Source organism: Sediminicoccus rosea (genome assembly GCF_033547095.1).
Lineage (GTDB): Bacteria > Pseudomonadota > Alphaproteobacteria > Acetobacterales > Acetobacteraceae > Roseococcus > Roseococcus rosea.
The window spans coordinates 4,597,416-4,612,155 of record NZ_CP137852.1 but is presented as its reverse complement, the minus strand read 5'-3'; the positions used below and the strand labels follow the sequence as shown (position 1 = coordinate 4,612,155).

Below are 14,740 nucleotides of genomic sequence, written 5' to 3'. Positions count from 1 at the left end.
TCAGAGCCCGGCTGCGCGGGCGCGGGCGCGCACGAGCGCCAGAACGGTGCGACAGGTGGGCGCTGGCAAACCGGTCAATTCCGCGAATTCCACGATCACGCCCAAGAGCGCCTCGATCTCCATCGGGCGGCCGCGCTCCAGGTCCTGCAGCATCGAAGTGCGATGCGCGCCCACTTCCGCCGCGCCAGCGATGCGCTTGTCCACGTCGATCGCGAATCGCACGCCCAGCGCCTCGCCGATCGCCTGCGCCTCCAGCATCATGTTCCGCGCCACCTCGCGCTGGCCGGGATCACCCGTCAGCTGGTCCAGCGTATTCACCGTGAGCGCCGAGATCGGGTTGAAGGCGAGATTGCCCCAGAGCTTCACCCAGATCTCATCGCGGATCTTGGGCCGCACCGGCGCCTTGAACCCCGCCGCCACCAGCGCCTTGGCCACCGCCTCCACGCGTGGCGTGCGCTCGCCACTCGGCTCGCCCAGCGTGAAGCGGTCGCCATAGGTGTGCTCGATCACGCCGGGCTCCGGCACATCCGCCGCCGGGTAGACGATGCAGCCGATGGCGCGCTCCGGCGCCAGCAGCGCCGAGACCTCGCCGCCCGCATCCACGCTCTCCACGCGCCGGCCTTCATACTGGCCGCCGATCTTATGGAAATACCACCAGGGGATGCCGTTCACGGCCGAGACGATGGAGGTCTCGGGCCCCAGCAGCGGCTGCATCTGCTTGGCCGCACCCGCCAGCGAATGCGCCTTCAGCGTGACGATCACCGCATCCTGCACGCCCGCCTCCTCCGCGGTGGCGACGCAGCGCGGATACACGATCGTCTCCTGCCCCTCGCTGATCAGCTTCAGGCCGTTCTTCTGCATCGCAGCCAGATGCGGCCCGCGCGCGATGATCGTGACCTCGGCCGATTCTGCCGCCGCCATCTTCGCCGCCATCAGCCCGCCAATGGCGCCGGCGCCAAACACGCAGATCTTCATCAGAGCGAAATCCCCAGCTTCTCAGCGAGTCCGATACGCATCAGCTTGCCCGTGGCTCCCTTCGGAATCTCGGGCAGGAAGACGACCTTCCGCGGCACCTTGAAGTCCGCCAGGTACTTCGCCGCGAAGTCGCGCAGCTCGCGCTCGGTCAGTTCAGCGCCTTCGCGCAGCACGACGGCCGCACCCACTTCCTCGCCCAGCTTGCTGTGCGGGATGGCGAAGGTCAGCGCCTGCGCCACGGCAGAGTGCGCGGAGAGAACGCCATCCACCTCCAGCGGGCTCACCTTCTCGCCGCCGCGGTTGATGAGTTCCTTGAGCCGGCCGGTGAGCTGGAGATAGCCATCCGCGTCCAGCATCCCCTGGTCGCCTGTGCGGAACCAGCCATTGGTGAAGGCCTTGGCATTGGCTTCCGGATTCGCCTCATAGCCCGCGGTGACGTTGGGGCCGCGGATCACCACCTCGCCCACCTCGCCCTGCGGCAGGAACTCGCCCTCGTCGGACATGATGCGCACCTCGGGGCCGGCGGGCAGGCCGACGGCGCCGGGCTTGCGCTTGCCGCGCAGCGGGTTGGAGGCCATCTGGTGTGCCGCCTCCGTCATGCCGTAGCTCTCGACCAGCGGGCAGCCGAAGGTGGCTTCCATCGCCTCCATCACCGGCCCGGGCAGCGAGGCCGAGGAGGAGCGGATCAGCCGCAGCTTCGCGCGCTGGATGATCTCGGCATTGCGATCGGCGCGGCTGAGGATGGTCTGGTGCATCGTCGGCACCGCTGTGTACCAGGTGGGGCGTTCCTCATCGAGCAGGCGGAAGAACTTCAGCGCATCGAAGCCGCCGGTGCAGCACACCGCGCCACCGGCCGCGACGCTCGACAGCACCGCCGCGATCAGCCCGTGGATGTGGAAGAGCGGCATGATGTTCAGGCAGCAATCGCTCTCCGAGAGCTCCAGCGCGGTGCCGATGTGCCGCGCGGAGGCCGTGATGTTGCGTTGGCTGAGCGGCACGATCTTCGGCCGCGCCGTGGTGCCGGAGGTGTGCAGCACCAGCGCCTCGTCATCGGCTTCGGCCATGCCGGGCTTGCTGGCCGTGCCGGGCGTGCCGCCCTGCAGCGTGAAGCTGCCGGCCGCCTCGCCGGGAATCAGCTCCAGCACCGGAATCCCCAGCGCCTCCGCCGAGGCGCGCGCGGGCGTCGCGTCGGCCTGCTGCACGATGATCGCCTTGGGCTTCAGGTCATCGAGGTAGAAGGTGAACTCGTCGCCCTTGTAGGAGGGGTTGAGCGGCGCGGTGGACGCGCCGGCGGCGACGCAGAGGAAGGCGGCCGCCATCTCGGGCCCATTGGGCAGCACGATGGCCACGCGATCGCCGCGGCCGATGCCCTTCGCGTTCAGAGCGGCGACGGTGCCGGCGGCGAGCGCGCGCAGCCCCTCATGCGTCAGCGCCGGGCGGCCGGGCGCGCGGAGCGCCGGCGCCGCGGCGGCACCGCGTTGCAACAATTCACCGAGGTTGCTGATCGCACTCATGAAACGCAGTTCTCCTGGAACACGGACCCAATGAAGCGCGGCATCGCGCGGAAGCGGAAGGCTGCCAAGCGGCTTTGCAAGCTTTTCATCGCTTCACAGCCAATTGACTCCTTTACGGAACGAGAGGGGTTCCAAGCGGCTTTGTAAAGGGCATTTACAGGCACGGTTCACGCCATAGGAGGCCCTTGCCCATGATGCTCAGTCGTCGCCAATTGCCGATGATCGGGGCCGGTCTTGCGGTCTCCGGCGCCGCGCAGGCGCAGCGCGCCTGGGAGCCGCAGCGCCCCGTGCAGTTCATCGTCCCCGCCGGCACCGGCGGCGGCGCCGATCAGATGGCCCGCATCATCCAGGGCATCATCACCAAGCACAGCCTGATGCGCCAGCCGATGATGGTGGTGAACAAGGCGGGCGGCGCCGGCGCCGAGGGCTTCCTCGAGGCCCGCAACGCGCGCGGCAACCCGCATCTGCTGATCATCAGCCTCTCCAACCTCTTCACCACGCCGATGTCCACGGGCATCCCCTTCTCCTGGCGAGACCTGACGCCGGTGAAGATGATGGCGCTGGACGAATTCGTGCTCTGGGTGAACGCTTCGTCGCCCTGGCAGAACCTCCAGCAATTCGTGGAGGCCGCGAAGGCCGGGCGCATCCGCATCGGCGGCACCGGCTCCAAGCAGGAAGACCAGATCATCACCGTCGCCATGCAGCGCGCCATGGGCACGGAGTTCATCTACGTGCCCTTCCGCGGCGGCGGCGAGGTGGCGACGCAGCTCGTCGGCGGCCATATCCAGGCCACGGTGAACAACCCGATCGAGGCGGTGACCCATTGGCGCGCGGGCACGCTGCGCCCGCTCTGCGTCTTCGATACGCGCCGCCTGCCGGGCGAGGGCCGCATCACCGACACGATGGGCTGGCAGGACATCCCCACCTGCAAGGAGGCGGGGCTCGACGTCGAATACCTGATGCTGCGTGGCGTCTTCGCCGCGCCCGGCATCACCGCGCCTCAGGTCGCCTTCTACACCGAGCTGCTGAACCGCGTGACGCAGACGCCCGAATGGCGCGACCTGATGGCCAATGGCGCCTTCAACACCACGACGATGACGGGCGCGCCCTTCGTCGAGTGGCTGACGCGCGAGGAGGCGCGTCACCGTTCCCTGATGCAGGAAGCTGGCTTCCTGGCCACTGGAGGCTGAACCCATGAGCGTCACCACCGGAAACGACACCCTGGTTGAAGCGGCCGCCGAGCGCGGCCCCAGCATGAAGGGCATGGAGATCGGCACCGCCGTCATCCTCATGGCCGTGGGTGGCATCGCCATCATGGACAGCCTGCGGATCGGCGCGGGCTGGGCTGGCGACGGGCCGCAATCGGGCTACTTCCCCTTCTGGCTCGGCCTCATCCTTGTTGGTGCCAGCCTGGTGAACCTCGCCATGGCGCTGAAGCCCGGTGCCAAGGCCGAAGGCGCGCTCTTCGCCACCTGGCCGCAGCTGCGGATGGTCGCTTCCGTGCTGGTGCCGACGGCGGTCTATGTGGCCGTGATTCCCTTCGCCGGGATCTATGTCAGCTCCGCGCTGCTGATCGCCTTCTTCATGATCCGCTTCGGCGAGTTCCGCTCCGTCGTTTCCCTCCCCTCGGGCGCACTGGCGGCGGGCGTGGCCTTCGCGATCTTCGAGCTGTGGTTCCTCGTCGCCCTGCCCAAGGGCCCGCTCGAAACCTATCTGGGCTACTAGCTCCCCACGAAGCCTTCGCCGGCGGAATGCCGGCTGCGCGGCCTTCCGCCGCCGAAATCTTCGCGGGGCCACCGGGCCTCGTTCTCTCCAAACTCAGCTCATCCCGATGCGGCAAAGCCGCATCGGGGCTCCCCGGCGCGCGCGCCGTCGCGGTGGCGCTTGATGCTGCACTCCTGCGCCCGGCGGCGCTGAAGGGTTCGCACTGATGGAAGAAATCAGCCTCTTGATGCAGGGCTTCGCGGTTGCCCTGCAGCCGGAGAACATCATCCTGATGGTGGCCGGCATCGTGCTCGGCGTGCTGATCGGCGTGCTGCCGGGCCTGGGTGGCGCGAACGGCATCGCCATCCTGCTGCCGCTGACCTTCGCCCTGCCGCCGGTCAGCGCCATCATCCTGCTCTCCTGCATCTACTGGGGCGCACTCTTCGGCGGGGCCATCACCTCCATCCTCTTCAACATCCCGGGCGAGCCCTGGTCCGTCGCCACGACCTTCGACGGCTACCCCATGGCGCAGCAGGGCCGCGCGGGCGAGGCGCTGGTGGCGGCCTTCACCTCCAGCTTCGTCGGCGCCTTCATCGCCGTGCTGATGATCACCTTCGTCGCGCCGCTCGTCGCGCAATTCGCGCTGCAATTCGGCCCGCCCGAATTCTTCGCGGTGATGTTTCTTTCGTTTGCCTGCTTCATCGGCCTGTCCAAGGGGTCGCCCTTCAAGGCGCTGGCCGCGATGATGTTCGGCTTCCTGCTGGCGGGCGTGGGCCTCGATGGCGTGACGGGCCAGCTGCGCATGACCTTCGGCTCGATGGAGCTGATGCGCGGCATTGATTTCCTCGTCGTTGTCATCGGTCTGTTCGGCCTCTCCGAGATCTTCCAGTCCATCGAGGAAGGGCTGCGCTTCAAAGGGCAGTCCGCGAAGATCACCCTTCGGACCATGCTCAAGACCTGGTCCGAGCTGCCGCGCCACTGGTGGCTGTTCATCCGCTCCTCGGTCATCGGCTGCTGGATGGGCGTCACTCCGGCCGGCGCCACGCCGGCGAGCTTCATGAGCTACGGCGTGGCCCGCCGCATGGCGACCGACAAGGAGAGCTTCGGCAAGGGCCGCGTCGAGGGCGTCATCGCGCCCGAGACGGCGGCGCATGCGGCCGGCACCTCGGCCCTGCTGCCCATGCTCTCGCTTGGCGTGCCGGGCTCGCCCACCGCGGCCGTGCTGCTGGGCGGCCTGATCATGTGGGGGCTGCAGCCGGGGCCCATGCTCTTCGTCGAACAGAAGGATTTCGTCTGGGGCCTGATCGCCTCGATGTATCTGGGCAACATCGTGGGCCTCATCATCGTGCTGGCAGCCGTGCCCTGGTTCGCGATGATCCTGCGCGTGCCCTTCTCGATCATCGCCGCCATCATCCTCATGGTCTGCGCCATCGGCGCCTACACGGTGAACAGCGCGGAGTTCGACGTGGTGCTGATGCTCATCTTCGGCGTCATCGGCTATGTGATGAAGAAGCTGGACTACCCGTTGGCGCCGCTCGTGCTCGCCCTGGTGCTGGGGGACCGCACGGAGGAGAGCTTCCGCCAGGCGCTCCTGATCAGTGAAGGTTCGCTCGCCGTCTTCTTCTCGAACTGGCTGGTCGGCACCATCATGGTGGCGGGGCTGACTCTGATGTTCTACCCCGCCATCAGCAAGCTCATGGCTGGCTTCCGCAGTCCGAAGCCCGCCTGATGGCGGGGTAGCCCCGCGCCCGCGCCGGTGCCAGCATCGGCCCGGGGGCAGGGGACACGCCATGAAGATCACCGGCATCGAAAGCCGCATCCAGCGGAGCAGCTTCACCTATGGCGCGGGCAGCGCGGGTGTGGGCGGCAACCTCCATCTCAAGGACATGGACACGCTCATCCTCCGCGTGGAGACGGAGGATGGCCGCGTGGGCTGGGGCGAGGGCTTCGGCTTCAACCTGGTCGAGACCACGAAGGACGCGCTGGACCGCCTGCTCACCCCCGCCTGCCTCGGCCAGGATGCGACGGACATCGCGGGCCTCACGCGCATGCTGGCGCGGCGCTTCCACAATTTCGGGCGCAATGGGCCCATCACCTTCGCGCTCTCCGGCCTCGACATCGCGCTCTGGGATCTGGCGGCGCAGCGGGCGGGCCAGCCGCTGCACGCGCTGCTGGGCAGCGCGGGACGGGCACGCGTGCCCGCCTATGCCAGCCTGCTGCGCTACGGCGTCCCGGAGGATGTCGCCCGCAACACGGCGGCTGCGGTGGCCGAGGGCTACCGCCAGATCAAGCTGCATGAGGTGGACCTGGCCTGCATCCGTGCGGCGCGCGATGCGGCTCCGTCCCAGATCCCGCTCATGCTCGACATCAACTGCGCCTGGGCGACCGAGGCCGAGGCCATCGCCTTCTGCCAGGCCGTCCGGGGGATGAATGTGCGCTGGGTGGAGGAGCCGATCTGGCCGCCCGAGGATGCGCCCGCTATCGCCCGCGTGCGCGCGGCGGCGGGCGTCGCCATCGCGGGCGGCGAGAATGCCGGCAGCCCCACGGACTTCGCGGCGCTCTTTGCCGCCGGCGCGCTGGATGTGGCGCAGCCCAGCGTCACCAAGATCGGCGGCGTCACCGGGCTGATGGAGGTGGCACGGCTGGCGCATGCGGCGGGCGTGACCCTCGTGCCGCACTCGCCCTATTTCGGCCCGGGCCTGCTGGCCACGCTGCATGTGCTGGCCGCGCAGGAGCAGGAGGCGCCGATCGAGGTCTACTACGCCGACCTCGCAACGCCCCCCTATGGCCAGTCCCTGGCAGTGCGCGAGGGCTTCATGGCGGTGCCCGACGGGCCCGGCCTCGGCCTCGCGCCCGCCTTCTGAGTTACCCGATCGGTGGCTTGCCGAAGGCCGCGGTGTAGCGCTCGATGAAGCGCGGCTTCACCTCCGGGTTCACGATGCGCGGCGGCATGCGCCCGGCGGCCAGCTCGGAGAAGGCGAGTGCGGCGATCTTCGTGATGTTCGCGCGGCTTTCCTCGGTCACACCCGCCGTGTGCTGGCTCGCGATGACGGCACGGTGGTGCAGCAGCGGGTGGTCCACCGGCGGCGGTTCCACCTCCCAGACATCCAGGCCCGCGCTCGCCACTTGGCCCGATTCCAGCGCGTCGAACAGCGCCGCCTCGTCATGGATGGAGCCGCGCGCGGTGGTGACGAAGATCACGCCCTTCTTCATCGCGGCATAGGCCGCGGCATTGATCATGCCGCGCGTCTCGGGCGTCAGCGGGCAATGGATGCTGACCACGTCGGCCTCGGCCAGCAGCGTGCCGAAATCCACCTTCTCGCCGCCATGCGCGGCGATGGTGGCGGCGTCCAGATAGGGGTCGCAGACCAGGACGCGGTTACCGAAGGCGGCCTTCACGATCTCAGCCACGCGCCGGCCCACATGGCCGAAGCCCACCAGGCCCACCACCTTGCCGCGCAGCTCCCGGCCCAGCAGCGTCGCGCGGTTGCGCGCCGTGCCGGCGATCATGGAGGCCTGCGCCTCCGGCATGCGCTTCAGGCAGGCCAGCATCATGCCAACAGCGTGCTCCGCGACACCCTCCGCATTGCCGCCGGCCTGGTTCACCAGCAGCACGCCCGCATCCGTGCAGGCCTCCGGGTTGCAGGGGTCGTAGCCCGCGCCGTAGCTCGCGGCCATCAGCAGATTAGGCAGCTTGCCCAGCAGCTCGGCATGCACATGCAGCGGCAGGGGCAGCTCATCGCGTGCCGCCATGACGTAGTAGCCATGGCAGGAGGAGAGCGCCTGGATCTGCTCGCCCGTGCTGGCCTCCAGCGGGATATGGACAATCTCCAGCGCCGGGTCCTGCGCCGCGGTCGCCAGGAAATTGGGGTGCGGCACGAAGCCGACATAGCCGATGCGGAATCTTTGCAACTTGGGTCTCCCGTTTGCGGCGCAGGCTCGCCCAAGCCGCGCCGCTTGGCTAGCCTGCCCTCCCGATACACAGGGGGAGACGCATATGGGCGCCGGACCACTCGCGGGCATCCGCGTGCTCGACATGACGACGGTGCTCTTCGGCCCCTACGCCACGCAGCTCCTGGCCGAGATGGGCGCCGAGGTCATCAAGCTGGAAGCGCCCGAGGGCGATGTGACGCGCCACACCGAGCCTGCGCGCAACCCAGGCATGGGGGCGATCTTCCTCACGCTCAACCGCGGCAAGCGCGGCCTCTGCCTGGACCTGAAGCAGCCCGCCGCGCGGGATGCGGCGCTGGCCGTGGCCCGCACCTGCGACGTGGTCATCACCAATGTCCGCCCGCGCGCACTGCAGCGCCTCGGCCTCGATTCGGCGACGCTGCGCGCGGCTGATCCGCGCCTCGTCTTCTGCGCGCTGGTCGGCTTCGGGCAGGACGGCCCCTATGCGGAGAAGCCCGCCTATGACGACCTGATCCAGGGCATCGGCGGCCTCGCGCATCTGGCGCTGGCGCAAGGCGCCGCTGCGCCGCGCTATGCCCCCTTCGCGTTGGCCGATCGCGTGGGCGGCATGCACGCGCTCTCGGGCATCCTCGCCGCTCTGCTGGAGCGCAGCCGCACCGGCCTGGGGCAGGAGGTGGAGGTGCCGATGTTCGAGGTGATGGCCAGCATGGTGCTGGGCGACCACATGGGCGGCCTCGGCTTCGAGCCGCCGACCGACCAGGGCGGCTATGCCCGCCTCATCAGCCCCGACCGCAAGCCTTATGCGACGCGGGACGGCTTCATCGGCGTGATGATCTACAACCAGGCGCAATGGGAGCGCTTCTTCGCCGCCATCGGGACGCCCGAGCGGATGACGCAGGACCCGCGCCTGAAGAACCACACCACGCGGCTGCGCCACATCGATGAGCTCTATGCCGAGCTTGCCACCATCTTCGCCACGCGGGGCACGGCGGAATGGCTGGCGCTGCTGGAAGCGGCCGACCTGCCCTGCGCCCCGGTGCATGACCTGCCCAGCCTGCGTGCCGATCCGCACCTCAACGCGCGCGGTTTCTTCCAGCCGGAGCAGCACCCGAGCGAGGGCGCGCTGACGCGGATGGCGGCGCCGGTGCGTTTCTCCGCCCATGGCGAGATCCCGCGCCGTCCCACGCCGCGCCTGGGTGAGCATGGGCGGGAGGTGCTGCGCGAGGCGGGGTTGGACGAGGCGGCGATTGCGGCCCTGGTCGCGGCGCGGGCGCTGATCCTGCCCGATTAATTCCGTGGACTTGTGTGGATGACCTTCGCATCATGTCTTGGACATGTGACGGAGCCCCCGCATGACCCAGCTTCCCCGCCGCAGCCTGCTCGCCGCGCCGATCGCCGGCCTCGCCGCGCCCGCCATGGTCGCCGCGCAGGGAGCGCGCTCGCTGCGCTTCGTGCCCCAATCGGACGTGACGGTGCTTGATCCGCTCTGGTCCACCGCCTTCGTCAGTCGCAACCACGCCTATCTCGTCTATGACACGCTTTACGGCACCGATGCGAACTTCGCGCCCCAACCGCAGATGGCCGAGGGGCACGTCGTCGAGGATGAGGGCAAGACCTGGACCATCACGCTCCGCCCCAGCCTGCGCTTCCATGATGGCGAGCCGGTGCGTGCGGCCGATGCGGTGGCGAGCCTGCGCCGCTGGGGTGCCCGCGATGCCTTCGGCCAGGCGCTCTTCGCCGCGACGGATGAACTCGTGGCCCTGGATGACCGGCGCCTGCGCTTCCGCCTGAAGAAGCCCTTCCCGCTGCTGCCGGCCGCGCTCGGCAAGACCACCGTCACCGTCCCCTTCATCATGCCCGAGCGCCTGGCCCGCACCGATTCGGCGACGCAGGTGACGGAGATCATCGGCTCCGGCCCCTATCGCTTCGTCCCCGGCGAACGCGTGGCGGGTGCCCGCACCGTCTATGCGCGCTTCGACGGCTATGTCCCGCGCGAGGGCGCGCCGAGCTTCACCGCCGGCGGCAAGGTGGCCAATCTCGACCGCGTCGAATGGGTGGTGATGCCCGATGCGGCGACGGCCTCAGCCGCGCTCCAGGCGGGCGAGGTGGATTGGTGGGAACAGGCGGTGACCGACCTGCTGCCCACGCTGCGCCGCAACCGCAACATCGAGATTTCCACGCTCGAGACCTCGGGCTGGGTGGGCTTCCTGCGCTTCAACCACCTGCAGCCGCCCTTCAACAATCCCGCCATCCGGCGCGCCATCCTGGGCGCCATCAACCAGCCGGACTTCATGCAGGCCATCGTCGGCAACAACCCCGATCTCTGGCGCGGCAATGTGGGCGTCTTCACGCCCGGCACGCCGCTCGCCAATGACGAGGCGATGGGGGCGCTGACCTCACCGCGCGACCTCGATCGCGTGCGGCGCGAATTGGCGGCGGCCGGCTATAACGGGCAGCGGATGGTGCTGATCGTACCGACGGACTTGCCGTTCCTGCGCGCCATGTCGGAGGTGGGCGGCGACCTGTTCCGCCGCATCGGCATCAACCTCGACTACCAGGCGCTGGACTGGGGCACGGTGCTCTCCCGCCGCACCTCGCGCGAGCCGGTGGAGCGCGGCGGCTGGTCCGCCTTCTTCACCTTCGGCGGCGGGCAGGATTTCGCCTCGCCGGCCGGGCATCTCGGCCTGCGCGGCAATGGCACGAATGGCTGGATCGGCTGGCCCGACAGCCCGGAGCTGGAGAACCTCCGCAACGCCTGGTTCGACGCGCCCGATCTCGCGGCGCAGCAGGCCATCGCGCGCCGCATCCAGGCACAGGCCATGCAGGATGTGCCGATGATCCCGCTCGGCCAGTATTTCCTGGCCACCGCCCATCGCCGCAACGTCAGCGGCATCGTGCAGGGCGCGCCGCTCTTCTGGAACGTCAGGAAGACGTGACCGATTCGGGCTGCGTCGCGTTCGGGAAGAAGAGCTGCTCGCCATTGATGCGGTAGCCGGCGATGGCGGCCTGCCCGGCGGGCGAGACGATCCAGTCCACGAAGGCCTGCCCGTCGCGTGCCTTCACGTGGCTGTGGCGCGCAGGGTTCACCAGCATCACGCCATACTGGTTGAACAGGCGCTGATCGCCCTCGGTCAGCACGCGCAGCTCCTGCCGGTTGCGGAAGGAGAGCCAGGTTCCGCGGTCCGCCAGGATATAGGCGTTCTGCGCCGCCGCGGTGTTCAGTGCCGGGCCCATGCCCTGGCCCACGGCGCGATACCAGTTTCCCGCAGGCTCCACGCCGGCCTGCTGCCAGAGGCGCAGCTCCGCCGCATGGGTGCCGCTGCGGTCGCCGCGGCTGACGAAGGGCGCGCGCGCCTCGGCGATGCGGCGTAGGGCGGCCACGGCATCGCGCGAGCCTGCGATGCGCGCGGGGTCATGGGCGGGCCCGATGATCACGAAATCATTGAACATCACGTGCTGGCGGCGCGTGGCGAAGCCCTCCGCCACGAAGCGCTCCTCTGCCGCGCGGTCATGCACGAAGACCACGTCCGCGTCGCCGCGGCGTCCCACATCCAGCGCCTGGCCGGTGCCGAGTGCGACCACGCGCGCGGTGATGCCGGTCTGCTCCCGGAAGAGCGGCAGGATATGCCCGAACAGGCCCGACTGCTCGGTGCTGGTGGTGCTGCTGATGGTGATGACGCGCTCCTGCGCCCAGGCGGGCAGGGGGGCGGGCGTCGCCAGCAGCGCGAGGGCAAGGAGGGGGCGGCGGAACATGCGTCTCACTCCAGGATGTCGCCGCGCAGGAAGGCCTGGGCCTCGGCGCTGGCGGGGGATGAAAAGAAGGTCCCGGCCGCGGCCTGCTCGACGAGGCGGCCCTGGTGCAGCAGCAGGATCTCGCCGGCGAGGCGGCGCGCCTGGTGCAGGTCATGCGTGGTCATCACGATCTTCACGCCGCGCTGGGCTGTGCGGGCGAGGATCGCCTCCACCGCGCGCGTCGCGGCGGGGTCGAGGCTCGCGGTGGGTTCGTCGAGGAACAGGATGTCGGGCCGCAGGGCGAGGGCGCGGGCGAGGGCCACGCGCTGCTGCTCGCCACCCGAGAGCAGGCGCGCGGGCCGGTGGGCCAGGTGCGGCAGCCCCACCTCCTCCAGCGCGGCGGGGATGCGGCCCGGCTCCTGGATGCCGGCGAGCGAGAGCGCATGCGCGATGTTCTGCGCGACGCTGCGGCGGAGCAGCACGGGCTTCTGGAAGAGCATGGCCTGCCGCCCGATGCCCGCACTCAGCACCTGCCCCGTGCTGGGCGGCAGGAGGCGATGCAGCAGGCGCAGCAGCGTGGACTTCCCCGCGCCATTCGGGCCGATGATGAAGCTGGGCGCGCCCGGGCCGATGGTGAAGTCCAGCCCCTGCAACAGGGGCAGGCCGCCCACGCTGTAGCCCAGCCCCTCGGCGCGCAACATGGGGCCGCTCATCCCGACCACCGGGCCGAGGCCTCGCGCAGCAACTGCGCCGCCGCATTCACGCCGAGCACGATCGCCATGAGCACGATGCCGAGGCCGAGCGCCAAGGGCAGGTCGCCCTTGCTGGTCTCGAGCGCGATGGCGGTGGTCATCACGCGGGTGAAGCCCTCGATGTTGCCGCCCACCACCATGACGGCGCCGACCTCGGCCGAGGCGCGGCCGAAGCCCGCCAGCAGCACGGTCAACAGCGCGAAGCGCCCGTCCCAAAGCAGGGTGCGCACGGCGCGGCCCGGGCCGGAGCCCAGCGAGCGCAGCTGCTCGGCATATTCCTCCCACATCCCCTCCAGCACCTGGCGCGTCAGCGCCGCGAGGATGGGGGTGATGAGCACGGCCTGCGCGATCACCATGGCCGTCGGCGTGAAGAGCAGGCCGAGCGGGCCGAGCGGGCCGGAGCGGGAGAGCAGGATGTAGATCACGAGCCCCGCCACCACCGGCGGCAGACCCATCAGCGCGTTGAGCAGCACAAGCAGGCCCTGCCGCCCGGGAAAGCGTGCAACGGCGAGCAGCGCGCCCAGCGGCAGGCCGATGCAGGCGGCGATGAGGGTCGCGGTGAGCGAGACGCGCAGGCTGAGGGCGATGATCGCCCAGAGCCCCGCATCGCCCGCGGCGACGAGGCCCAGCGCCTGCTGGAATGCGGCCCCGAGATCTTGCATGACACGGCTGTAAGCCCGGCGCTTTCTGGCGTCCACGGCGAGATGAATTGATCATCTGCCGTCATTTGCCGATATTTGCCGGATGGATGTCTGGACCCTGAAGGAGGCCGCGCAGTTCCTCCGCCTCTCCGAACGCGCCCTCTACGACCTCGCCCGCGCGCGGCGCCTGCCGGCGGCGCTGGTGGGCGGCAAATGGGTGTTCCCGGCCGAGGCGCTGCGCCGCTGGCTGGTGGATCAGGCCGAGGCCGGGGGCCGCGCCGCGCCGCCGCCCATCCTGGCCGGCAGCCATGATCCCCTGCTGGACTGGGCGGTGCGGCAATCGGGCTGCGGCCTTGCACTCAGGGCGGGCGGCAGCCTGGATGGGCTGGATGCGCTGGTGGCCGGCACCGCCCTGGTCGCCGCGCTGCACCTGCGCGACGAGGAGGGCGGCTTCAACGAGGCCGCGGTGCGCGCCGCCCTGCCCGGCGCGCCGCTGGTGGGCCTCACCTGGGCCTGGCGCGAGCAGGGGCTGATCACGCCGCCCGGCAATCCGGCCGGGCTCTCCGCCATCGCGGACCTCGCGCGGCCGGGCCTGCGCGTTATCGGCCGCCAGCCGCGCGCCGGCAGCCATGTGGCGCTGGTGGGCCTGTTGAGCGATGCCGGTGTGGCGCTCCGCGACGTGGCCTTCCTGCCTGAACCCGCGCTGGCCGAGGATGAGGTGGCCGCCGCCGTGCTGCGCGGCGCGGCCGATGCGGGCTTCGGCATCCGCGCCGAGGCTGCCCGCGCCGCCCTCGGCTTCGTGCCGCTGCTGCGGGAGCGGTTCGACCTGGTCCTGCACCGGCGCGACGCCTTCGAGGCGCCGATGCAGGCGCTGCTCGCCTTCGCCCGTACGCCGCTCTTCGCCGAGCGGGCCGCGCGGATGGGCGGCTATGACGTGACCGAGACGGGGCGGGTTTCCTTCAACCTCTGACTAGGCGTGGACCTCTTCCTCCTCCTCGATCTGCAGCGCATCGTTGAAGCGGTTGAAGAAGCCGCAGAGCGTGATGCGCAGCGTGAGCTCCACGATCTGCGCCTCGGTGAAATGCTCCAGCAATTCGGCGTGCAGCTTCGGCGTGACCCGGTTGGGCGTCTCCCAGGCGACCTTGGCATAGCGGATCACCAGCCGGTCCACCGCGTCGAATTCCGCGGGCAGGTCGGCGTCCATGATGCGGTCCACCGCCTCGGGCGAGACGCCGGCCACGACCAGGAAGGGCTTGTGGTGCGCCACGCAGTAATGGCACTCGTTCAGGCGCGAGACGACGACGATGGCGATCTCCAGGTAGCGCTTGGGCAGGGTGGCCGCCGCGCGCAGCTCCATCAGCATGGGCATGAGGTGGCGGAGTGCGGCCGGCACATGCGCGATGACCGCGACCTGATTGCGGAAGGGCCCGTATTGCCCGGCGAAATCCTCGTAGATGGCCGCGAGATCAGGGGGCAGCTCGCTCGAGGGGATGGAACGCACGCGGGCCAT

The 14,740-nt window shown here is 69.9% G+C and carries 14 protein-coding genes; 7 read left to right on the top strand and 7 right to left on the bottom strand.

What is annotated here, in order from left to right; genetic code table 11:
• The gene (locus tag R9Z33_RS22215; RefSeq protein WP_318648760.1) at window positions 1–975 is read right to left on the bottom strand and encodes a 2-dehydropantoate 2-reductase; all 975 of its coding nucleotides are present in this window, start codon (window positions 973–975) and stop codon (window positions 1–3) included.
• Window positions 975–2,489 (bottom strand): acyl--CoA ligase, encoded by a 1,515-nt coding sequence (locus R9Z33_RS22210; RefSeq protein ID WP_318648759.1) that lies wholly within the window; start codon window positions 2,487–2,489, stop codon window positions 975–977. Before R9Z33_RS22210 ends, R9Z33_RS22215 begins: the two co-directional genes overlap by 1 nt.
• Window positions 2,490–2,680: 191 nt before the next feature.
• Here R9Z33_RS22210 and R9Z33_RS22205 point away from each other — a divergent pair, with 191 nt between their 5' ends.
• The 4 genes from R9Z33_RS22205 to R9Z33_RS22190 all read left to right on the top strand — a co-directional run bounded on the left by R9Z33_RS22205 (window position 2,681) and on the right by R9Z33_RS22190 (window position 7,057).
• A complete protein-coding gene (locus R9Z33_RS22205; protein ID WP_318648758.1) occupies window positions 2,681–3,679 on the top strand; it encodes a Bug family tripartite tricarboxylate transporter substrate binding protein in 999 nt (332 codons plus the stop codon).
• A 4-nt stretch (window positions 3,680–3,683) separates the two neighbouring features.
• Window positions 3,684–4,214, top strand: coding sequence for a tripartite tricarboxylate transporter TctB family protein (locus R9Z33_RS22200; RefSeq protein WP_318648757.1), 531 nt, complete (start codon window positions 3,684–3,686; stop codon window positions 4,212–4,214).
• A gap of 205 nt (window positions 4,215–4,419) precedes the next feature.
• Window positions 4,420–5,922 carry a tripartite tricarboxylate transporter permease gene (locus R9Z33_RS22195; RefSeq protein WP_318648756.1) on the top strand — a complete coding sequence of 501 codons (1,503 nt, stop codon included), beginning with the start codon at window positions 4,420–4,422 and terminating at the stop codon, window positions 5,920–5,922.
• A 61-nt stretch (window positions 5,923–5,983) separates the two neighbouring features.
• On the top strand, window positions 5,984–7,057 hold the full coding sequence (locus tag R9Z33_RS22190) for a mandelate racemase/muconate lactonizing enzyme family protein (protein ID WP_318648755.1): 1,074 nt from the start codon (window positions 5,984–5,986) through the stop codon (window positions 7,055–7,057).
• 1 nt (window position 7,058) lies between these two features.
• Here the strand turns inward: R9Z33_RS22190 and R9Z33_RS22185 are convergent, their stop codons facing one another.
• Window positions 7,059–8,105 (bottom strand): NAD(P)-dependent oxidoreductase, encoded by a 1,047-nt coding sequence (locus R9Z33_RS22185; RefSeq protein ID WP_318648754.1) that lies wholly within the window; start codon window positions 8,103–8,105, stop codon window positions 7,059–7,061.
• A gap of 85 nt (window positions 8,106–8,190) precedes the next feature.
• On the opposite strand from R9Z33_RS22185, the gene R9Z33_RS22180 reads away from it, so the two are divergent.
• Window positions 8,191–9,396, top strand: coding sequence for a CaiB/BaiF CoA transferase family protein (locus tag R9Z33_RS22180; RefSeq protein ID WP_318648753.1), 1,206 nt, complete (start codon window positions 8,191–8,193; stop codon window positions 9,394–9,396).
• A gap of 61 nt (window positions 9,397–9,457) precedes the next feature.
• Window positions 9,458–11,041, top strand: coding sequence for an ABC transporter substrate-binding protein (locus tag R9Z33_RS22175; RefSeq protein ID WP_318648752.1), 1,584 nt, complete (start codon window positions 9,458–9,460; stop codon window positions 11,039–11,041).
• Here R9Z33_RS22175 and R9Z33_RS22170 read toward each other — a convergent pair.
• Genes R9Z33_RS22170 through R9Z33_RS22160 form a run of 3 tightly spaced genes read right to left on the bottom strand, consistent with a single transcriptional unit; the run spans window position 11,028 to window position 13,251 of the window.
• Window positions 11,028–11,858 (bottom strand): substrate-binding domain-containing protein, encoded by an 831-nt coding sequence (locus R9Z33_RS22170; RefSeq protein ID WP_318648751.1) that lies wholly within the window; start codon window positions 11,856–11,858, stop codon window positions 11,028–11,030. The genes R9Z33_RS22175 and R9Z33_RS22170 overlap by 14 nt on opposite strands.
• 5 nt (window positions 11,859–11,863) lie before the next feature.
• Entirely contained in the window at window positions 11,864–12,550 is a 687-nt protein-coding gene (locus R9Z33_RS22165) for an ABC transporter ATP-binding protein (RefSeq protein WP_318648750.1), read from the bottom strand.
• The gene (locus R9Z33_RS22160) at window positions 12,547–13,251 is read right to left on the bottom strand and encodes an ABC transporter permease (protein WP_318648749.1); all 705 of its coding nucleotides are present in this window, start codon (window positions 13,249–13,251) and stop codon (window positions 12,547–12,549) included. Before R9Z33_RS22160 ends, R9Z33_RS22165 begins: the two co-directional genes overlap by 4 nt.
• 82 nt (window positions 13,252–13,333) lie before the next feature.
• Here R9Z33_RS22160 and R9Z33_RS22155 point away from each other — a divergent pair, with 82 nt between their 5' ends.
• Window positions 13,334–14,200: a helix-turn-helix transcriptional regulator gene (locus R9Z33_RS22155; protein ID WP_318648748.1), complete on the top strand. Its 867-nt coding sequence runs from the start codon at window positions 13,334–13,336 to the stop codon at window positions 14,198–14,200.
• On the opposite strand, the gene R9Z33_RS22150 is transcribed toward R9Z33_RS22155, so the two are convergent.
• Window positions 14,201–14,740: a carboxymuconolactone decarboxylase family protein gene (locus tag R9Z33_RS22150; RefSeq protein ID WP_318648747.1), complete on the bottom strand. Its 540-nt coding sequence runs from the start codon at window positions 14,738–14,740 to the stop codon at window positions 14,201–14,203.